The organism is Bradyrhizobium manausense, assembly GCF_001440035.1.
In the GTDB taxonomy this organism is placed as follows: domain Bacteria; phylum Pseudomonadota; class Alphaproteobacteria; order Rhizobiales; family Xanthobacteraceae; genus Bradyrhizobium; species Bradyrhizobium manausense.
Genome location: NZ_LJYG01000081.1, coordinates 55,827 through 76,116 on the forward strand (window position 1 = coordinate 55,827; position 20,290 = coordinate 76,116).

Sequence of the window (20,290 nt, forward strand, 5' to 3'; positions counted from 1 at the left end):
CTTACCGATTTCCTATTCCGATTCCCCGTCCGAGTTAAGTAAGCTGTAACCCTCGGTTGAGTCGTGGGCACATCCCCTCGGGACACGCGTCCAGAGCGGGTTACCATGGAGGCCAGGGCCGAGACGCCAGGGCCAGTACCCGAGGCGGCCGGCCGATCAAGTCACGTGGACTACCCATGCTGTCCCTACGAGAGGTCAACGTGCACGCCAGAAACGACCGAAGCACATTCCTTTCGACCTTGCCGGCCATGCAGAGCGATCGCACCGCAGCGTTGGCGATCGTCGGGATCTCCGCGATCCTGTTCGCGCTGGCTGTCCCCTTCGCGGGGACTCCCCTGGTCCAGATGCCAGCCTTCGTGGCCAGCTACCAGTCGGCGCTGGCCGTCAGCGATATCATTACCGCTGTTCTGCTGCTGTCGCAATTCTCGGTCCTGCGCAGCCGCGCGTTGCTGCTGCTGTCGACAGGGTATCTGTTCACCGCAGCGGCGGCGGTGACACACGCCCTCACCTTCCCCGGACTGTTCGCGCCGACGGGATTGCTGGGCGCGGGCACCCAGACCACGGTCTGGCTCTACATGATCTGGCACAGTGGATTCCCCTTGTTCGTGCTGGCCTATGGCTGGCTGAAGGACGGCAACGGCGGCAACAAGATCGAGGGACCGACGCAGCGGTCGATCGTGGTCGCCGTGCTCGGCGTCATTGTCGCGATGATCGTCATCGGTTGGATCGTCACGGCGCGGCACGATTTGCTGCCGGTCCTGCTGAGGGACGGCCGCTACACCACCGCCATGATCGGCGTGGTGTCTTTTGTCTGGTCCTTGAGCTTCGCGGCGCTGATCACGCTCTGGCTCCGCAGGCCGCATACGGTGATCGACATCTGGCTGATGGTCACGATGTGCGCCTGGCTGTTCGACATCGCGCTGTCGGCGATCGTCAATGTCGCCCGCTACGACCTCGGCTTCTACGCCGGCCGCATCTACGGCCTATTCGCCGCGAGCTTCGTGCTCGCCGTGCTCCTGATCGAGAACGTCCGCCTGCAGGCGAGCACGATGGGCCTTGTCGGCCGGCTGCGCGAGCAATCGGCGTTCGAGCGCGACTATTACGGCAAGCGTCTCGCGCTCTATGGCGCCGTGGTCGAATCCTCCAATGATGCCATCATCACCGAATCGCTCGACGGCCGCATCACGGGCTGGAACAGAGCTGCCGAGCGTCTGTTCGGCTATTCAGCCAATGAAGCCATCGGCCGATCGATTGATCTCGTGGTGCCGGAGGACCGTAGGGCCGAAGCCAGGGGTCTTCTCAACCGCATCAGCAGCAACGAGTCGATCGCCCAGCACGAGACCGTTCGCATCCACAAGGACGGCCGACCGATCGACGTCGTCCTGAACGTCTCGCCGCTGCGATCCGACAATGGCGAGATCATCGGCGCCTCCAAGATTGCCCACGACATCACCGAGGAGAAGCAGGCGCGGGAGAAGCTGCGCCGCGAGATCGAGGAGCGCGAGCGCATCTTCGAGACCTCGCAGGACCTGATCCTGGTCACCGACGGGTACGGTAATTTCATCCAGGTCAGCCCGAGCGTGAAGGACATTCTCGGCTTCAACCCGGAGGACATGATCGGGCACAGCGCGATCGAATTCATCCATCCCGACGATCTGGACAGGACGCGCGAAGAGATGCGCGCTGCGCGGCGCGGTCAGACCAAGCGCAGCTTCGAGGCGCGCTATTACCACTATGACGGGCACGAGGTCTCGCTGAACTGGGTCGGAAACTGGTCGGAGCCCGTCAAGCGCCATTTCTTCATCGGCCGCGACCTCACCGACAAGCAAGCCGCAGAAGCCCAGCTGCGGCAGGTCCAGAAGATGGATTCCATCGGCCAGCTGACCGGCGGCGTCGCCCACGACTTCAACAACGTGCTCACCGTCATCACCGGCACGATCGGCATTTTGTCGGACGCGGTCGCCGACCGGCCCGAGCTTGCCGCCATCACCAAGCTGATCGACGACGCCGCCGAGCGCGGTGCGCAGCTGACCAAGCATCTGCTCGCCTTCGCCCGCAAACAGCCGCTCCAGCCCCGCGAGATCGACGTCAATGCGCTGGTGCTGGAGGCCGCAAAGCTGCTGCATCCGACGCTCGGCGAGCAGATCACGATCATGCCGCAGCTTACCGAAGACGCCTGGCCTACTCTGGTCGATCCAGGCCAGCTTTCGACTGCGATCCTCAATCTCGCCCTGAACGCGCGCGACGCCATGCCCGATGGCGGCACCCTGGTGCTGGAGACCCGCAACATCTTCCTCGACGACGGCTATGCCAGCATGAATCCCGATGTCGTCGCCGGCAATTACGTGATGATCGCGGTCAGCGACACCGGCTCGGGCATTCCGGCCGCGCTGCTCGAGCGGGTGTTCGATCCGTTCTTCACCACCAAGGAGGTCGGCAAGGGCACGGGCCTTGGCCTCAGCATGGTGTTCGGCTTCGTCAAGCAGTCCGGCGGCCACATCAATATCTACAGCGAGGAAGGCCACGGCACGAGCGTGAAGATCTACCTGCCGCGGTCCACCGGCATGCAGGAGACCGAGTACGAACAGCCTCAGAACGTGCCCATCACCGGCGGTAACGAGAAGGTCCTGATCGTCGAGGACGACGCGCTTGTGCGGCAATATGTCGTGACCCAGGTCAAGAGCCTCGGCTATGCCGCGCTCGAGGCCGCCAACGCCGCCGAAGCCCTGGTCATCATCGATGCCGACAAGGACATCGACCTGCTCTTCACCGACATCATCATGCCCGGCAACATGAACGGCCGCCAGCTCGCCGATGAGGCGACACGGCGGCGACCGCAGCTGAAGACGCTGTTCACCTCGGGCTACACGGAAAACGCCATCGTCCATCACGGCCGGCTCGATTCCGGCGTGCTGCTGCTGGCCAAGCCTTACCGCAAGTCGGAGCTCGCCAAGATGCTCAGGACCGCGCTCGCGAGTTGAGCCCGCCGCTCGCGTACGCTATCGCTGGGACCGTGCCAGCTGCATGGGAGTGCCGTCCTTGAAAAACCTGCTCACCGATATTGCCGGCGTCCGCGTCGGTCATGCCGATGACGCAAAACTTGCCTCGGGCGCAACGGCCATCGTGTTCGATCAGCCGGCGGTCGCGGCGATCGACATCCGCGGCGGCGGACCCGGCACGCGCGAGGACGCGCTGCTTGGCCTCGCCAATACCGTCGAGCGCGTCGACGCGATCGCGCTGTCCGGCGGCTCTGCCTTCGGCATCGAGACCGGCGGCGGCATCCAGGCCTGGCTTGCCGAGCAGGGCCGTGGCTTCCGCGTCCGCGAGGCCCTGATCCCGATCGTGCCGGGCGCCATCCTGTTCGATCTGCTCAACGGCGGCGACAAGGCCTGGGGCCGCTTCGCGCCCTATCGCGATCTCGGCTATGCCGCAGCCGCCTCAGCCGGGAGCGAGTTTGCGCTCGGCAGCGTCGGCGCCGGCTTTGGCGCCACCACAGCGACGTTCAAGGGCGGCCTCGGCTCGGCATCCGCCGTCACCAGCAGCGGCGTCAAGGTCGCGGCGCTCATCGCCGTCAACGCGGTCGGCAGCGCCACGGTCGGCGACGGACCCTGGTTCTGGGCGGCGCCGTTCGAGCTTGGCGGCGAGTTCGGTGGCCGCGGATGGCCCGACAAGTTCACCGACGACATGCTCAAGCTGCGCATCAAGGGCGGCCCCGCCGCAACCGAGCGCGAGAACACCACCATCGGCGCCGTCGTCACCGATGCAGTGCTGAGCAAGCCCCAGGCCAAGCGGTTGGCGATGATTGCGCATACCGGCTTCGCGCGTGCGATCTATCCGGTGCATGCTCCGACCGATGGTGACGTGCTGCTCGCCGCCGCAACCTGCGCAAAGCCGATTGATCCGATCGTCGGCCTCACCGAGCTCGGCATGGTCGCCGCCAATGTGGTTGCCCGCGCCATCGCCCGCGGCGTCTACAACGCGACCGCGCTGCCGTTCCCGGGCGCGCAGCCCGCGTGGAAGGATCGGTTCGGAGTGTAACGAGAGCGCCTCTCTCCCCACGTCGGGTGGCATCGCCCGGCGAAGACCGGGCGATGCATTATTCCAAAGACGATTGCGATTGAATGAGAGGCCGCGGCGTACTGGATGCCCCGGCCCCGGCTCCGCTAGGCTACGCCGGGCCTACAAGGAGCTCGGCCGGCGAAGCTTCAGCGAAGACGGCAAGCCGGGGCATGACAGCGGATGCGCCCCTTACACGCTCATGGACATCGACGAAGCCGCGGAACCGGCCGCGGTCTGGGCCTGGCGCTGCATCATCTGGCCGAACCAGTCATAGGGCGAATTGGCGCTGGAGGCGCCCGGCACCACTGTCGTCATCTTGAAACCGTCAGCATAGGTGACGGTTGTGGTGGTCGAGCCGTCGGCGGCGGTCGTGGTGGTCGAGGTCGACCCGCCGCTCGGCGATGACGAGGAATCCGAGCCGTTGCCCGACGCACCGCCCGAGCCGCTCGGCGCGTGCGCATGGTGGTGGCCGCCATGATGGCCGGCGCCCTTCAGCGCCTTGGACATCTCGTCCAGGCTGACGCCGCCGTCCGAATTGGTATCGAGCTTGGAGAACACGTCGTCGGCCTGCGCCAGATTGGTGCCGCCGGCGCCGAGCGCGTTCTCGAACTCCGATTGGGTGATCTTGCCGTCGCCATTGGCGTCGATCTGCGAGAACAGGTCCTTCAGCGCTGCGTCGCGGCTGGTCGAAGTCGCGTTGCCCGTGCTGGCGGACTGGTCCGTCGACTGGCTTTGCGCGGCGAACAGCGCATTCATCGTCCCCGGCGAGATCTGCGGATAATGGCCAGGATTCGCCGACGGAGCTGCACTGCTTGACGTGCTGCTGGTGCTGCTGTCGATCGCGAATGGGTTGGCCGCGCCTTGCGACGAGCCAGTCTGCGGCGTCGAGGACGATTTCGAGCTCGTCAGCGATTGAATGGCATCAAGCGCAGTCGAGACGGCACCAAGCGCAAACAACATTGCACAACTCCAAACCATGCGGCATGCCGCCGCCAATGTTCTGGCCGTGAGGTCAGCAAGCGACGTGCCAGCGCGAAAAGCTCAATGAAATCCATATCCGCCGGGCTTTGCGGGGTGCGGGAACATCGGCAATTCATGCCCGCTGGCGGCAGAAATTTCCGCCCACAGGAAGCTCAACCTCCCTGCATTGCCCGGCCGGGAGGCCCATGTTAGGCGAGGCCAACAGCCCCCATGCCGCCCCGGGAAACAGCGCCATGATTCAAGCCTTCGCCCCCCGCCCCCTGGCCATCGCGCCCTCGATCCTGGCCTCGGATTTCTCGAAGCTCGGCGAGGAGGTCCGCGCGGTGGATGCTGCCGGCGCCGACTGGATCCATCTCGACGTGATGGACGGGCACTTCGTGCCCAACATCTCCTACGGCCCTGACGTCATCAAGGCGATGCGCCCGCACACCAGGAAGGTGTTCGATGCGCATCTGATGATCTCGCCCTGCGATCCCTATCTGGAGGCCTTCGCCAAGGCCGGCTGTGACCACATCACCGTGCATGCCGAGGCAGGTCCGCATTTGCACCGCTCGCTCCAGGCCATTCGGGCGCTCGGCAAGAAGGCGGGCGTCTCGCTCAATCCGGGCACGCCGATCAGCGTGCTCGAATACGTGCTCGACCTGGTCGATCTCGTGCTGGTGATGTCGGTCAATCCCGGCTTCGGCGGCCAGGCCTTCATCCCCTCCGCTATCGGCAAGATCCGCGACATTCGCGCGATGACGGCGGGGCGTCCGATCGATATCGAGGTCGATGGCGGTGTCGGCCCCGATGTCGCCGGCGCGCTTGCGGCCGCCGGCGCCAACGCCTTCGTCGCCGGCACGTCCGTGTTCAAGGGCGGCACGCAGGATGCGTTCAAGAACAATATTGCAGCGATCCGCAACGCGGCGCTCGCGGCGCGCGGCGAGGCGATCTGACCGGCGCTACGCCCGCAAAACTGCGGCCCTTTACGGGCATTGCGACGCGCAATGACTAAAATTGCAACCTAAATCCGTACTCCTCCGGACTTCCCTGATTCGTGCAAATCATCGCTAGTGATTCCTGCCTGATTTGACAGGAGCACATCATGACGACGACCCTGGTTTGGACTGGCGTGGCGTTGTGGATCGGTTTTTGTGCGTTCGTTGTGTTCGGCCCATCGGCCGGACCGGTGCAGGTCCCGGCGCGTTCGACCCGCGTCATCGGTCGCCGCCGCTATCCGGGCTGACGCCATGCAGATCGCCCTCGTGAAGCGTCAGCCGAAACGCAGGTGCCGCATCCCGCGCCGCCCGCATCCGAACCTCGACTATTTCTTCGGTCGGCTCGAACGCACCGAAGGCAAGATGCGCGACGATCCGGGCGCCGAGACTGTAGACCTGGACCACTCGTTCCGGTCACCGCGCCGGCATTGAAATCCTTTTCCGGACTCAACCAATGAAACCGCACTGCCCGAACTGCCTGAAGGAAATGACCAAGGCGTCCGCGTCGCGTAACCTCTTCAACTGCGAGCCCTGCCGCGAGATCATTCAGTACTTCGGCGGCAGCGCGGATCACGGCGAGGCCGGCCCGCACTTCACCTGGCCGATCCGTCGCAAGCGTTCGATGCACACCGCGCACGCGGCGTGAATCTTTCCTAGCCCCACACCACGCCGGCGTCCGGTTTGGCAACAGCCATGCGCGGCGGCCGCACCACGGTGACGGTGCAGGTCGCCTCCGCCGCCACCTTGGCCGAGACGCTGCCAAGCAGCGTGCGCCTGAACGAGCTCTGCCGCGCGCCGATGACGACATGGTCGACCTGGTTGACCTCGGCGAATTCCAGCAGCGCCGTGGCGGGATCGACCGCCTCCAGCACGTGAACCGACAGCCGGCTTTCATCCAGCTTCAGCGGCGTCGCCCAATGCCGGAGCGCGACCAGGCGGTCGATATGCTTGTTGGAGCCCAGCTCGTCCAGCGTCTTGTCGATGGCGATGCGGTTGAGCTTCAGCACATTGACGCAGGCAAGCCGCGCTGACGGCAGCGTCGCGAGAATGCGCTCCGTGGTCACACGCAGCGCCTCGTTCAGCTCCGGCTCACCTTCCACCGTGTCAAGCGCGACCGCGAGGATCGGGCTCGAGGCAATCTGCTCGGCAACATCCGCCTTCGCCCGCGGCTGCATGGCGTCCTGGTTGAACCGGCGCCGCCAGGCCACGCTCAAGGGATCGCGCTTGATCCGTTCCGACCGCGCAGTCAGCCTGACCTGGTTCGGATGGGCGAGATCGAAAGCGAGCTGGGTCGCGGTCGGGTAGCGCCGGACCGGCTCGATCTCGAGACACCGCAGCACCACTTCCTGGAGCCAGGGCGGATAGTCGGCGCGCAAGCTTCGCGGCGGATGCGGATCGCGCCACAGCCTCCGCCGCATCGCGCGCAGTGTCTCGCCCTCCCCGAACGGACGTTCGCCGGTCGTGAAGAAGTACAGCAGCACACCGAGCGAAAACAGGTCGCTGCGCGGATCGTCGCGCACGCCCAGCAGCCGTTCCGGCGCCATGTAGGGCGCTGTGCCGTAAGGCAGACGAAACTCCGCCTGCAGCAGGTCGGGCAGATGATCGTGGTGCGACAGGCCGTAGTCGATCAGCACGGCCTCGCCGCTCTCGCGGAACATGACGCTGCTTGGCTTGATGTCGTGATGGATCACGCTCTGCCGATGCAGATCGGCGAGCGCAGCCGCGATCTTGGCAACCAGCAGCCGCGCCTCCTCGTAAGGTAGCGGCAGATCGGGCAGTCGCTTGTAGAGCGTTGTGCCGGGAATGCGCTCGATCACGGCATAGGCCTGGCGGGCAAAATCGCCGGTGCCATAGCAGTGCGGCACGTGCGGGCCGGCCAGCCGCGGCAGGATCATCATCTCCATCTCGAACGAAACGATCGCCGCGGGGTCCTCGCCTTCCGACGCCCGCGGGACCTTCATTAGCAGCGGCACCTCGATGCCGGGACGGGTGACGGTCCACAGCGTCGCCATGCCGCCGGCATGGACGCATTCGCCGATCGTGTAGCCGTCGATGACAGCGCCTGATTTGACCAGGGATTTGGGCATCGGCCTCTAGCGCCCCTGCGACAGCCGATCGGCGAGCCAGGGCGGCAGGCCGTTCTCGCGGATCTTGCTTGCCGCGCTCGCGATGTCATAGGGCACACGGCAATAGGTGATCTGGCACGAGACCGTGTCGAACAGCACGAAAGATGCCGACGGATCGCCATCGCGCGGCTGGCCGACCGAGCCGAGCACGGCGAGCCATTGCCGGCCGCGCAGGAGCTGCACCGGCACATCGGTCTTGGGCACGAAGCTCGTCATCTTCGCCGTCACCGACATCGAATAGAGCGCGGGCCGATGAATGTGGCCGCAGAACGTGACGTGAGCCGGCGTTGCGATCAGGCTCCTGGCGGCATCCGCCGTCGAGCGGACATAATGCCAGCGCTTGGGGCTCGAGGCTTCCGAATGCACGAACAGCCGATCGCTGTCGTCCACCAGCATCGGCAGTTCGGCCAGGAACCGCCGCTGTGCCGCATCGAGCCGCCCGCGCGTCCACTCGATCGCGATCTGCGCCTCGTTGTTCATGTTCTCGGTGGTGGTGTTGACGGCTTCGTCATGATTGCCGCGCACGGCGACGGCACCATGGGCGACCAGATCCATGGCGGTGTCCACGACCCATTCCGGGTCGGCGCCATAGCCGACGAAATCGCCGAGCAGGATGAACCGCTCCGCAGCCCTGGCGCGGGCCACCTTCAGGCACGCCTCGAACGCCTGCCGGTTGCCGTGGATATCCGAGAAGACAGCGAGAAGCACGCACCCTCCACCCTGGTCGTCTTATTGGAAGCCGATAAAGCCAATTTGAGGGAGGTCAACAAGATGCGCCAGCGCAAGGCGGTTGACCAGCGCCACGCGGCCGCAATGGTGAAGAGCCTATTGCTCGTCCTTGGGCGGCATCCGAGGTGGCGGCAACGGCGTGAAGACGGCGCCTTGCGCGCCTGATGGCGGGGCATTGAACTCCCCGGTCGAGGAATCGCCGCCGCTGGTCTCGAGGATGGCCTTGGGCGTCACATACTCCCTGACCATGTCGACCAGGCTGCCCTCGCCGCCGCCAAAGTCCGCCGCACGCCCGCCTTGCGGATGGCCCGCCGCGATCTCGTTCTCCGCCGCATGGGTTTTGTCGGCCAGGGTTTCGTTGTACGGGACGCGGAAGGCCCGCGGAATGCCGCTCGGACGATGATCCGCATCGAGTTCCTCGACCCACAGATAGATCGAGCCTGGATCGCCCTCCAGCGAATGCGGCTCGACGATCCGCGCCGCCAGCAGCTTGAAGGAGCCAGGGAGCCTGTCCGTGCTGGCCCAGCCGAGCAGGCCGCGCATGTCCGTGAAGCTGACGACGTAGAAGGCGCTGGTCACGACGACGGCGACCGCCTTCAGCGACCAGTGCAGCCGTGCATAGACCAGCACGACCAGCAGCAGCGCGCCGATCACGGCATAGGCGACCGACAGCGAGAGGATGACCGTCTGCTGATTACTCACGGCGCACCCTTACCCGCGTGTTCGGGTCGATATCGGCGCCATTGCGCCAGGTGCTGCGGAAGGTCTCCATCAGCGATTTCGGCCGCTGGCTCACATCGATGACCTTGCCCTCGGCATCGAGCCGGAACCGCACCGCGGTCTTCTCGTCACCGGTGTGGTCGAGCGTGAACTTGTTGTCGAAGACCACCTGCGCGGTCGGATTGAGCTTCTGCACCTTCACATTGGCCGTGACGGGCTCGCCGGTCGTGGCGACAAAATGGGAGACGTTGACGGTGTATTCGCCGGGGACGATGCCGCGCAGCGTGACGATCTCCTCACGGATGGGGGAAGCGATCTTCTTACCATTGACCATGATGAAGTCGTTGGCCCCGCCCCGGTCGTCGCGGTCGAGCGTGAGGAAGCCGGCCTCCCGGTGGCGATACCAGGCGATGTTGCCGGCGGGATCCTGCACGAACAGGTCGAGATCGTCAGGATGATTGTCCGGCCAGTCCAGCGTGATCATGAACTCGGCCTTGGAGTCGATCTTGCCGTCCTTGGCATCGGGAGAGACCGCAAGCAGCGCGAGGAAGAACAGGAAGGCGACCACCTGAAGCGCCTTGAAAAGCATCACGCCCAGGGGATCGAACGGCTCCTCGCGCGGATAGAGGCCGAAATCATCCATCATGACGGCGTTCCAGCACCTTTACGCTCGAGAACCGGCGTCACATAGGTCTCGGTCAGCACCACCGCATCCGAGAACACCCGCTGGGTCGCGGCATCGAGCATGTAGTACTGGATCCGGACCAGGATGGAGCCGACGAGGCCCGCGAGCGTCGTGTACATCGCGACCGCCATGCCGTCGCTCATCAGTCCCATCGAGGAGCGCATCGCGACCTTGTCGGCGGCGTCCAGTCCCGCGATCGGCGCCAGCATGATGATGAAGCCGATGATGGTGCCGAGCAGGCCGAGCTTCATCAGCGTGTCGGAGACGAACGCACCGAACCCGTTGGAGCCGCGCAGGCGGTCCGCGAGCGTCCGCAGCAGCAGCGTCTGGTCGACCGGACGGTAATCCTGCGCCGCCGCTTTCGTCACCAGGCTTTCGATGTGATCGCGCACCAGCCCGCGCGGCAGCGCGGTGGCGCGCGCATCGAGCACCTTGCTGCCCTCGGGCGCCGCCAGCACCGCGCGGCAGCGCCGGGCCGCCGCACCTTCACGGGCAATCGCTCGCGTGCGCAGGAAGCAGTGACCGCAGGTGACGAGATAGAGCGCCGCGATCACGCTCGAATGTAGGTCCGGTCTGATGTGAGCATCAGATGGATCAGGCCGAAACGCCACAGCAGCACCACGGCGAAGATCGACAGTCCCGTGAAGATCATCCAGAACAGCAGAGCGCTGCGCTCGGATGGGTCGGCAGTCGAGCCCGCGATCGGTCCAATCGTCATCGAACTCATGCTGCACCGCTCCTCACCTTGCAGGGATTGGCCTGCGACGTTTCCACCCCGATCAGATCAAAGCCGCCGCTGCAGGTCCAAAGAGCGATGCCCAATCGGGCTTGGGAAATTTGCCCGAGCTGCAATCGGGCCCAATCCCTGCAATTGGCAAGGCGCGGCGGCGTTGTTAGGCTGAGCTTATCAAACTTTGGGGTAATCGCATGCGCCCCGTGCTTCAGACTGTCCAGAACTACCACTATCTGATCAAGACCAAGACCGGCGCGCGCACGGACGCGCAGCTGGTGCCGCTTGCCGCGGCTTGCGAGTTGACGCGGATTTAGCAGCGGCCCTGCCGCAATGCCTCGAATGAGATGAAATTTCTCATTCTGCCAAGCGGATAGGAACGGAGGCTATTGTGTTCCAGTTAGCAGGGTGAAGGAGTAGAAGTCATGAGTAAGGGTCATCACAAGGCAGTCGCCCATCCCCCCGTCATCACGGTAGGCGATCTCATCGACGAACTCTGCCGCCTCCCCGATACCGCCGTGGTCCACTTCCGCTGTCCTGCCCTCGATCAGGAACTGACATTCGAGCGCCTTCGAAAGCGATCGAAGGACGACGTCGAAATCGCGATCAGCGCCTATCCGGAGAGTCCACCGGTGGTCCCATCGTCCGACGGCGCTTTCCGCGCACGTACGTCCACGCCATCGGTCCGCAATGGCGTCATTCTCAACAAGGTTAGAAGTTGATTGGCCGGCGCGTGTATCGAACGGCCACCGCGGTCTAGCAGGCCTTCAATCCGCGCAGCAGCAGCGCGAGGGTGGCGTCCACGCGCGCCGGCAGATCGGCATCCTTCCACTCGTCGGCATGGGCTGGATGATGGAAGCGGCAGGTCGCGTCGAACAGCGCGCGCGCCGTCGTCTTGACGTCGTCCACGGCGAACTCGCCCTGCTTGACACCGTCGGCCAGTATCGCCGCGATCTGGTCGATCATGGTGTCCTTGTGGCACTTGACGGCCGCGCACGCTTCGCGCGCCAGCGTCAGATAGGTCTCGAACATCTCGGGGTCCTCGAGCACACGCGAGCGCTTGGCCGCGAACAGCGTGCGCAGCCAGCGGTCGAGCCTGTCGGGCGCCGGCCCCTGCTCATTGGCGATCGCCAGCAGCGGCGCGTCGATCCGGTCGAGCCAGCGTTTGGCGACGGCCTCGCGCAGCGAAGCCTTGCTCGGGAAGTGGCGATAGACGCTGCCGTGGCTCACGTCGAGCGCACGGGCAACGTCGACCACGGTGGCCTTGGCAAGTCCGTAGCGCCGCAACACGTCCTCGGTCACTTCGAGGATCCGCTCCGGCGTCAAGACAACAGCTTCGTTCATGCCAGCACCATGTTCCCGTTCAGGGTCCAGTTACCCGGCGGAGGATGCTTACCGAAGCGCCCTTGACCGGTCGTTTCGGAAAGCTCTCGCCTTAATGAGGCAGTTTTGCAGCTTGCGCCGCGATCTGGCGCGCAACCAGCAAATTGAGCCAATGCCCAATCGTGCCGGTGAAGTTGATGATTTCGGTCGTCATTGTCGCAAGTCTCCATTCGTCCGCGGTTCCCACCCATGACGCGCCCCGATCCGCAGGCATTTCGGACCTCAGGCTCCCGGAAGGGAATGACCACGGGACGCCCAACCGGAGCGTCCGGGAACGGATATACACGTCTCGCTGACAGATTTCAATATCTGTCAGTCAAAGATCCGTGAATGACAGTTAATTTTTGAGGGAGGCCCGCCTTTCGCCCTGCCCTTGCGGCGGGCTACGCTGCGCTGATTGGCCCCACCAAGAAGAAACGGACCCAACACTCATGCCCATCGTCAACCGCATCGCCGCCCTCTCCGACGAAATGGCCGCCTGGCGCCATGACTTTCACGAGAACCCGGAGCTGCTTTACGAGGTCCACCGCACGGCTGGCATTGTCGCCGACAAATTGCGCGAGTTCGGCTGCGACGAGGTGGTGACGGGCATCGGCCGCACCGGGGTCGTCGGCGTGATCCGTGGTCGCAAGTCCGCCTCAGGCAAGGCCATCGGCCTGCGCGCCGACATGGACGCGCTGCCGATCATGGAAACCGCCGAGGTGCCCTACGCCTCGAAGATCCCGGGCAAGATGCACGCCTGCGGTCACGACGGCCACACCGCGATGCTGCTGGGCGCGGCAAAGTACCTCGCCGAGACGCGCAATTTCGACGGCACTGCGGTCATGATCTTCCAGCCCGCCGAGGAAGGCGGCGGCGGCGGCAAGGCCATGGTCGAGGACGGGCTGATGACGCGCTGGAACATCGACCAGGTCTACGGCATGCACAACATGCCGGGTCTCGCCGAAGGCCATTTCGCCACCACGCCGGGCCCGATGCTCGCCTCCTCCGACAACATCCAGATCACCGTTCGCGGCAAGGGCGGCCATGCCGGCGCCACCCCGCACCAGGCCATCGACAGCGTCCTGATCGGCTCGCAGATCGTGGGCGCGCTGCAATCGATCGTCGCCCGCAACGTCAATCCGCTGCAGTCGGCGGTGGTCTCGATCACGCAATTCCACGCCGGCACCGCTTTCAACATCATCCCGGAGACCGCCGAGCTCTGCGGCACCGTGCGCACGCTCGATCCCGAGGTGCGCGATCTCGTCGAGCGCCGGATCGGCGAAGTCGCCGACAGCGTCGCTCGCGCCTATGGCGGCTCGGCGGAGACGAAGTACACGCGGATGTATCCGGTGACCTTCAATCATGCGCGCGAGGCCGGCATCGCCGCCGACGTCGCCCGCGACATCGTCGGCGCCGAGCGCGTCAACGACAAGCTCATCCCGATGATGGGCGCGGAGGATTTCTCCTTCATGCTGCAAGAGCGCCCCGGCGCCATGGTGCTGGTGGGCATGGGCGAGAGCCCTGCGTGCCACCACCCGGCCTACGTCTTCAACGACAACATCCTCGGCCACGGCGCCTCATTCTGGGTGCGCCTGATTGAAACCGCGATGCCGGCGTAAAACGTCTGCCGCGTGGGCGAGGCTACACCTGTACCACCTCGTGCCGCATCACGAACGGCGCGAGCAGCGTGTGCACCTCGCCGGCGACGCTGTCGCGCTGGTCGGCCGGCAAGCCCGTCAGTGTCACCGTCGCGATCGAGCCGTGGCTGCCATGGGCGCCGACTTTCACCTTGCAGTCGATACCGCGCTCGACGAGTGGCCGCAGCACGTTGGTGAACACGCGCTGCGCCGCGTCCCAGCGCAATTGTGGCTTGAAGACCTTGCCGACGCCGGTCACCGGCATCGGGTCGATCGGAATGACCTGGACCGGAACGGCGGCGCGCTCCGGCGTGCGCTCGCGCACCCACGCTTCGAGCTCGCCCGGCTCGACGGACGCGCCGGGCTTCAACTGCACGTAACCGACCGGCAGCTCGCCGGCATAGGCATCGGGCTGACCGACCACCGCGGCAAAGCCGACGGCGGGATGGCGGAACATGATCTCCTCGATCGGAGCCGGATCGATATTGTGACCGCCACGGATGACGAGGTCCTTGGCGCGCCCGGTGATCCAGAGATAACCGGCGGCGTCCAACCGGCCGAGGTCGCCGGAATTGACCCAGATCTTGTCAACGAAGGCGCCATTGTTGTGGGCCTCATTGAGATAGCCGCCGAACACGCCGGGGCCGGCCATGATGACGACGCCGATCTCGTCCACCTTGCAGTCGCGGATCAAATTGCCGTCGGCATCCAGCTGCACAATACGCACGCGGGAATACGGCATGGGAAGGCCAACCGAGCCGAGCCGGATCGGCCGTGACGGATAGGCCAGCGTATGCACGCTCGAGGTCTCTGTCATGCCGTAGACTTCGACGACCGGCAGCTTGAGTTTGTCCTGGATCGCAGATCCCACCGCGACAGGGATCGCCGAGCCGCCGCCGGCGGCATATTTCAAACTGGAGATGTCGGCATTTCCCGGCGGCACCGCGAGTGTTGCGGCGAGCACCGTCGGCACGCTGGACAGGGCCTCAGGCCTGAAGCGCTCGACCAGGCCCCAGATGTTCTTCACGGCGTTGGGATTACGCCAGCCGCTCGGCGACAGCACGACCAGCGAGCCGCCGGCTGACAGTGTTCCGAGGACCTGCGTCAGTGATCCGCCGACATGAAACAGCGGCATGCCAAACAGCAGGTTGGCGCCGGGCTTCGCTTTCAGCAGCAGGTTCAGCGCCCAGGCCTGATAGACTTGGTTGGCATGGGTGTGCCGCACCAGCTTTGGCGTGCCTGTCGTGCCGCCGGTGTGGAAATAGGCGGCGATGTCGCTGCCGAGAATCTTGCGCCCGCTGACAAGCCGGTCCGCCGGCTGCTGCTTGACCAGATCGTTGAACGCAAAGATGCCCTTGTCCGGATCGCCGCCGCCAGCCACCTGCACGATCGCCTTGAGGTGCTTGAGCTGCGGGCGGATCTGCTCGACCTTCTGCCAGATGTCGGTACCCGGCATCGGCCCAAGCGCCACCAGGATCTTCGTGTTCGCCGCTTCCAGGATTTCCGCGATCTGATGCGGCTCGAGCAGCGGGTTGACGGGATTGGCGATGCCCGCGGCTTCGGCCCCGAACAGCGTCACGAAGGCATCGGGCAGCAGCGGCAACATGAACGAGATCACATCGCCCTTCTCCGCACCGAGCGCGTGAAACATGTTGGCCGCCTGCGTGACCCGCGCGATGAAATCGCGGTAGGTGACCACGACAGCCGGGTCGGCAGGATCGGCATTTTGCAGAAACTGGATCACCGCGCCGTCGGGGTTGCGTGCGGCCCCAAGCCTGATGGCGTCATAGGTGCTTTCGGCCGCGACCCGGTCGGCATAAGGGACCAGCTCGAAGGCCCGGACCTCCTCGTCCGTCAAGAACTCCGGATAGTTGTCGCCAATAAGCCGATCGAGCGCGTGGATGCCCGCCATGGAATTCCGTCCTCCCTCAGGTCGTCCCTCGCCGCCTGTCTTTTGACATTTGGTGCGGCGGGTCCTCCCGGCCGATTGGCCGGCCGGGCGGGACTACAATGATGGATGATTTGGCGTTCGTCCATCGCCGACCGGCTACGGCGATAGACCTCACCCGAGCGGCTTTTGAACCTTCCTGGCCGATCCAGGTACCAAGATCAGGCACTGGACTCTTCTGCCAGCGTCCCGCCGATGGACTAGAGGTGATGATGACCACGCCCCCGCGGGACCGCGCCACACGGCTGATCCTTGCCTTCGCCTTGGCGTCGATGATCGTCCTGCCGCGCGCAGCGCTCGCCGATAGCCAGCTCGACAAGATGCGCGCCAAGCTCGCGGCCTTCGTCGTCGACAAGATGGAAAAGCTGGGCGGGTCCCGGATCATCTACAAGGTGGACGGCGACGCCCTGCGCGAGAGCGTTGTCACCGATCTGCGCGACGACGTCTACAAGGCCTTGCACGACGGCCATATCGCCTTCTCCAATCTCGCGATCCGTGACGGTGGCGTCGATGTGAAGATCGCCGACGCCAAGGCACGCGACCAGCTTGCACGCAAGCTCGCCGCGGCCGCGGACGGACTGCCGTCGCATGCCATTTCCGTGACCGATAGTGGCGACGGAGCCGTCCGGCTCGCGCCGACCGATGCCGCATCCGCGGCACGGCTGCATGAGCTCGTCGAAGATTCCATCGCCATGATCGAGCAGCGTCTCAAGGACGCCGGCATCAAGCTTGTCAGCGCCGTCCCTGACGGGACTGACCGCATTCGCATCTTCCTGCCCGGCGTCACCGATCCCGAGCCCATCACCGCGATCTTCGCCCGGAGGGTCAAGGTCAGCCTCCGCCAGGTCGATGTATCGATGCCGCCGGAGCAGGCGCAATCCGGCAAGCCGCCCGAGGGCACGGAGGTCTTGCTCGGGTTCAAGGACAAGCGGCCCTATTTGGTCGCCAAGGAAAGCACGCTCGACGGCGAGGACATCAGCGATGCCGCGCCAAGCTTCGCCCCCGGGACGAAGGATCCGGTTGTCTCCTTCCGCTTCAACGGACGCGGCGCGCGGCGTTTTGCCCATCTCACGGAAGAGAATATCGGCAAGCCCATCGCCATCGCGCTTGACGACACGGTGATCTCCGCCCCCGTGATCCGCGAGCCCATCACCGGCGGCTCGGTTCAGATCTCGGGCAATTTCACCCTGGAGGAGGCCAACAGCGTCGCCATGCAGCTGCGCGCCGGCTCGCTGCCCGGCCACCTGACCCTCGTCGAGCAGCAGGTCATCCAGCCTGGCGTCAAGCCATAGGCCCACCTTCTGTCCTTTTTGGCGCCCAGCGCCGCTTCCGGACGCTGAAGTCCACCGGTGCCGCCCCCGAATCACGGGGACGGCCGGACCACGCGCGCAACGAACGGGCAATTGCCGAAACGACGGTTCGGGCTAAAATTTGCCTGTTGCGGAACGGCGACCGAAGGTTTCATTCAAGCGGTCGTCGTTCCATTTCGGCTATAGGTGTCGAGCCTACCGCCCAGGACTGAAGGCCTTACGCAGGGATAGTACCATGCCGTCCGGCAGCGCAGACGTCTCCTCGATCCTTGACCGCATTCTCGATGCGGCCACGGACAATCTCAGGATCGCGAAGATCCTGGTCCAGATGGGCCTTGACCCCAACAACGTCACCTGGGACGCGATCTTCAACCGGCTGCTCGAGATCTTCGTCCACAACATCACGCTGGCCAATCTATTTGCGACGATCGGCGCCGGATTCTTCGTCGCCACCCTCCTGATGCGGACGATGGTGCCCTTGCGCGTCGCCAACATGATCGGCTGCGCCTTCTTCGCCATTTTCGGCGCGCTCTCCGCCAATGTCTCGACGTTCCTGCTCTATCTCCTGATGCTTCCGATCAACGCCCTCCGGCTTCGTCAGATGCTCAAGCTGGTCAAGAAAGCGCGGCACGCCGCCGAAGGCGACATGTCGATCGAGTGGCTCAAGCCATTCATGACCGAGCGCAAATATCGCCGCGGCGACACCCTGTTCAAGCTCGGCGATCCGGCCCAGGAGATGCTCCTCACCGTGACAGGCAAGTTCCTGGTCAAGGAGATCGGCGTCGAGATCGGGCCCGGCGCACTGATGGGAGAGCTCGGCTTCCTCACGCCCGACAACCGCCGCACCGGAACGATCGAATGCATCGAAGACGGCCAGGTGCTCACGATCACCTATGACCGCCTGCTCGAGATCTACTTCCAGGATCCGCAGTTCGGTTATTATTTCCTGGTGCTGACCAGCCAGCGCCTGCTGCAGAACATCGATCGCCTGCAGAAGCAGCTGGCCGCAGCGCGGACAGCGACCACGAACAAGATCGCCTGATCGTCCGCTCAGCTGAGCAGCAGCGCCATGCCGGGGTCGCCCTTCTCCATCGCCCGACGATAGGCCGGACGCGCACTGACGCGGCCGAGATATTCGACCACGTTCGGACAACGCTGGAGATCATAGGGCTGGAAATAACGCATCGTGGTGAGCGTGAAGACCGTCATGATATCGGCCGTGGTGAAGTTGCTGCCTGCCAGATATTCGGCTTCGCGCACGCGCGCGTCGACAAGGTCGAAGGCACGGTCGACACGCGCCCTGATCGCGACCAGCATCGGATTGTCGGCAGTGAGCTTGAGCCGGTTCAGCAGCATCAGCCGGCCCATGCCGGCCTGCAAGGTGCCGTTGGCAAAGTGAAACCAGTACAGGAACTGCGCGAAGTCGGGATCATCGGCGCGGAGCACGAGGCGGCCGTTGCCATATTTGGCGATGATGTAGTCGACGACGGCGCCGGATTCGGCCAGCACCAGATCGCCGTCGGTGATCACGGGCGCAGCGCCAATCGGATGCAGCGCCTTGTAGTCGGGCGGCGCCAGCATGGTGACGGAATCGCGCGCATAGCACTTCAGCTCATATGGGATCGCGAGCTCCTCGCAGAGCCAGACGATGCGTTCGGATTGCGATTTGCCGAGGTGGTGGACGGTGAGCATAGCGTCTCCTGAAGAGATGAAGCAAAACTGGCGCCACATCCTACCCTGTCATTGCGACCGCAGTGTTTAGCCCGGAGACATAGCTTACACCTGTTCGGAGACATGGTTGACACTTTTGGGGTTACGCAGATCGATCGTTTCGATCTGATGAGCGGCAAAGAATATTCCGAATTTTCCGTCGGCACTGAGCTGGCGAATGGCGAGCCTCTCACCACGGAAGGCTTGCGGGACTTTCCAGAGCCGTCCCTTGAAGCTGACATAGGCCTTGGTGGTGGAGACGGAACGGACGATCTCGCCGTCGTCGTACTCCACCGTTGGAAGGCGGTTCGGCATAGGGCGCTGGCTCGGTCGATAACGGCTCGCGGGCACATCGAAGCCCAATGCCTCGTGCGGCCGATCGAGATTGTAGACGTTGCGCCATTGGTCGAACGCCCGCTGGACATCGGCAAGGTCGCGGTAGCGCTTGAAGGCGAAGACCTCGGCCTTCAGGCTGCGGTGGAACCGTTCGTTCTTGCCTCGGCTCTGGGGATGATAGGGCCGGCTGTGGATCGTGCGGATGCCGAGCTTGAGAAGCCACACCGTCAGCGTGGTCCAGGGGTCTTCGAGGGTGAAGCCCCAGGGGCCGCCATTGTCGACGAACATCGCATCCGGCAGTCCGTAGCGGCGGAACGTCGTCTCGAGATGGCCTCGTACCGTCGAGCCTCGTTCGTTGTCACAGGCTGCCAGGCACAAGGCAAAGCGCGAGTGATCGTCCAGCGTCGTCAGTGGATGGCAGGACACGCCGTTCTCCAAGGCACTGTGTCCCTTGAAGTCCATTTGCCAAAGTTGATTGGGCTTATCCTTCTCGAAGCGCGTATACGGCTGTCCAGGCGTGCCCGCAGGCTCCTTCACCCGATCATAACGTCGCAAAATCTCGTGCACGGTCGATATCGCCGGAACGGCCTGCCGGTTGCGCTTGAGACGATGCGCGAGTTTGCGCGCTCCCCAGGCCGGGTGAGCATCGCGCAGTTCGACGATCTGTTGCTCGATCGCAGCAGCTGTACGCTCCGGACTGTGATGAGGTCGTCGCGATCGGTCCGCCAATGTCGTATCGCCTGCATCGTACCGCTGGATCCACTTGTAGCCCGTCGGAGCGCTGATGCCGAACTGCCGGCACAGCTGCCGCAGGTTCGCTCCCTCCTGCTTGGCAAGCACCACAAACTCCCGCCTTTGATCCATGACTGACACCTCTCGCCACGGCATCGTTCGCCCCCTTGTTTGACGAATCGAGCCGATTTTGACGTGTCAACCATGTCCCCGAACACCTGTCAGTCATGTCTCCGGGCTAAACA

At 64.5% G+C, this 20,290-nt stretch carries 19 protein-coding genes and 2 pseudogenes; 11 read left to right on the forward strand and 10 right to left on the reverse strand.

Translation table 11 applies throughout. The features are described from left to right. The first annotated feature begins 176 nt into the window (after positions 1-176). Positions 177-2,981, forward strand: a complete 2,805-nt coding sequence (locus AOQ71_RS18420) for a PAS domain S-box protein (protein WP_057748906.1) — start codon at positions 177-179, stop codon at positions 2,979-2,981. Positions 2,982-3,039: 58 nt separating this feature from the next. Next, positions 3,040-4,038 carry a P1 family peptidase gene (locus tag AOQ71_RS18425; protein WP_057748966.1) on the forward strand — a complete coding sequence of 333 codons (999 nt, stop codon included), beginning with the start codon at positions 3,040-3,042 and terminating at the stop codon, positions 4,036-4,038. Between the two features lie 210 nt (positions 4,039-4,248). Here the strand turns inward: AOQ71_RS18425 and AOQ71_RS18430 are convergent, their stop codons facing one another. Continuing rightward, positions 4,249-5,019, reverse strand: a complete 771-nt coding sequence (locus AOQ71_RS18430; RefSeq protein WP_057748909.1) for an EF-hand domain-containing protein — start codon at positions 5,017-5,019, stop codon at positions 4,249-4,251. A gap of 254 nt (positions 5,020-5,273) precedes the next feature. Here AOQ71_RS18430 and rpe point away from each other — a divergent pair, with 254 nt between their 5' ends. The 4 genes from rpe (at position 5,274) to AOQ71_RS18445 (ending at position 6,663) form a co-directional block, all read left to right on the forward strand. Continuing rightward, the gene (gene rpe, locus AOQ71_RS18435) at positions 5,274-5,975 is read left to right on the forward strand and encodes a ribulose-phosphate 3-epimerase (protein ID WP_057748969.1); all 702 of its coding nucleotides are present in this window, start codon (positions 5,274-5,276) and stop codon (positions 5,973-5,975) included. Positions 5,976-6,124: 149 nt separating this feature from the next. Continuing rightward, positions 6,125-6,265, forward strand: a complete 141-nt coding sequence (locus AOQ71_RS46335; RefSeq protein ID WP_167353985.1) for a hypothetical protein — start codon at positions 6,125-6,127, stop codon at positions 6,263-6,265. A 4-nt stretch (positions 6,266-6,269) separates the two neighbouring features. Beyond that, the gene (locus AOQ71_RS18440) at positions 6,270-6,449 is read left to right on the forward strand and encodes a hypothetical protein (protein ID WP_057748912.1); all 180 of its coding nucleotides are present in this window, start codon (positions 6,270-6,272) and stop codon (positions 6,447-6,449) included. Between the two features lie 22 nt (positions 6,450-6,471). Beyond that, complete coding sequence (locus AOQ71_RS18445) at positions 6,472-6,663, forward strand: hypothetical protein (RefSeq protein ID WP_057748915.1); 192 nt, start codon at positions 6,472-6,474, stop codon at positions 6,661-6,663. Between the two features lie 7 nt (positions 6,664-6,670). On the opposite strand, the gene AOQ71_RS18450 is transcribed toward AOQ71_RS18445, so the two are convergent. The 5 genes and pseudogenes from AOQ71_RS18450 to AOQ71_RS18470 all read right to left on the reverse strand — a co-directional run bounded on the left by AOQ71_RS18450 (position 6,671) and on the right by AOQ71_RS18470 (position 11,004). Next, positions 6,671-8,104 carry a serine/threonine protein kinase gene (locus AOQ71_RS18450; protein WP_057748919.1) on the reverse strand — a complete coding sequence of 478 codons (1,434 nt, stop codon included), beginning with the start codon at positions 8,102-8,104 and terminating at the stop codon, positions 6,671-6,673. A gap of 6 nt (positions 8,105-8,110) precedes the next feature. Further along, the gene (locus tag AOQ71_RS18455; protein ID WP_057748922.1) at positions 8,111-8,851 is read right to left on the reverse strand and encodes a metallophosphoesterase family protein; all 741 of its coding nucleotides are present in this window, start codon (positions 8,849-8,851) and stop codon (positions 8,111-8,113) included. 117 nt (positions 8,852-8,968) lie between these two features. Then, the gene (locus AOQ71_RS18460; RefSeq protein ID WP_057748925.1) at positions 8,969-9,574 is read right to left on the reverse strand and encodes a hypothetical protein; all 606 of its coding nucleotides are present in this window, start codon (positions 9,572-9,574) and stop codon (positions 8,969-8,971) included. After that, positions 9,567-10,238 carry a DUF2135 domain-containing protein gene (locus tag AOQ71_RS18465; protein ID WP_057748927.1) on the reverse strand — a complete coding sequence of 224 codons (672 nt, stop codon included), beginning with the start codon at positions 10,236-10,238 and terminating at the stop codon, positions 9,567-9,569. Before AOQ71_RS18465 ends, AOQ71_RS18460 begins: the two co-directional genes overlap by 8 nt. Next, a pseudogene (locus AOQ71_RS18470) lies at positions 10,235-11,004 on the reverse strand (MotA/TolQ/ExbB proton channel family protein). Before AOQ71_RS18470 ends, AOQ71_RS18465 begins: the two are co-directional and overlap by 4 nt. A 212-nt stretch (positions 11,005-11,216) precedes the next feature. On the opposite strand from AOQ71_RS18470, the pseudogene AOQ71_RS45160 reads away from it, so the two are divergent. Both AOQ71_RS45160 and AOQ71_RS18475 read left to right on the forward strand, forming a co-directional pair. Continuing rightward, positions 11,217-11,324 (forward strand): annotated as a pseudogene (locus tag AOQ71_RS45160) (DNA-binding response regulator); the annotation flags it as partial. 108 nt (positions 11,325-11,432) lie between these two features. Continuing rightward, entirely contained in the window at positions 11,433-11,729 is a 297-nt protein-coding gene (locus AOQ71_RS18475) for a hypothetical protein (RefSeq protein WP_057748930.1), read from the forward strand. A 34-nt stretch (positions 11,730-11,763) separates the two neighbouring features. Here AOQ71_RS18475 and AOQ71_RS18480 read toward each other — a convergent pair whose 3' ends face one another. After that, positions 11,764-12,351 (reverse strand): TetR/AcrR family transcriptional regulator, encoded by a 588-nt coding sequence (locus tag AOQ71_RS18480; protein ID WP_057748933.1) that lies wholly within the window; start codon positions 12,349-12,351, stop codon positions 11,764-11,766. Positions 12,352-12,821: 470 nt separating this feature from the next. Here AOQ71_RS18480 and AOQ71_RS18485 point away from each other — a divergent pair, with 470 nt between their 5' ends. Then, complete coding sequence (locus AOQ71_RS18485; RefSeq protein ID WP_057748936.1) at positions 12,822-13,991, forward strand: M20 aminoacylase family protein; 1,170 nt, start codon at positions 12,822-12,824, stop codon at positions 13,989-13,991. A 22-nt stretch (positions 13,992-14,013) separates the two neighbouring features. On the opposite strand, the gene AOQ71_RS18490 is transcribed toward AOQ71_RS18485, so the two are convergent. After that, a complete protein-coding gene (locus tag AOQ71_RS18490; RefSeq protein ID WP_057748939.1) occupies positions 14,014-15,921 on the reverse strand; it encodes an acyl-CoA synthetase in 1,908 nt (635 codons plus the stop codon). A 248-nt stretch (positions 15,922-16,169) separates the two neighbouring features. On the opposite strand from AOQ71_RS18490, the gene AOQ71_RS18495 reads away from it, so the two are divergent. Further along, on the forward strand, positions 16,170-17,249 hold the full coding sequence (locus AOQ71_RS18495) for a SecDF P1 head subdomain-containing protein (RefSeq protein WP_057748972.1): 1,080 nt from the start codon (positions 16,170-16,172) through the stop codon (positions 17,247-17,249). Positions 17,250-17,502: 253 nt separating this feature from the next. Beyond that, positions 17,503-18,309, forward strand: coding sequence for a Crp/Fnr family transcriptional regulator (locus AOQ71_RS18500; protein ID WP_057748943.1), 807 nt, complete (start codon positions 17,503-17,505; stop codon positions 18,307-18,309). 8 nt (positions 18,310-18,317) lie between these two features. Here AOQ71_RS18500 and AOQ71_RS18505 read toward each other — a convergent pair whose 3' ends face one another. Beyond that, positions 18,318-18,959 (reverse strand): glutathione S-transferase family protein, encoded by a 642-nt coding sequence (locus AOQ71_RS18505; protein WP_057748946.1) that lies wholly within the window; start codon positions 18,957-18,959, stop codon positions 18,318-18,320. Positions 18,960-19,043: 84 nt separating this feature from the next. After that, on the reverse strand, positions 19,044-20,201 hold the full coding sequence (locus tag AOQ71_RS18510) for an IS481 family transposase (RefSeq protein WP_083513846.1): 1,158 nt from the start codon (positions 20,199-20,201) through the stop codon (positions 19,044-19,046). Between the last annotated feature and the right edge of the window lie 89 nt (positions 20,202-20,290).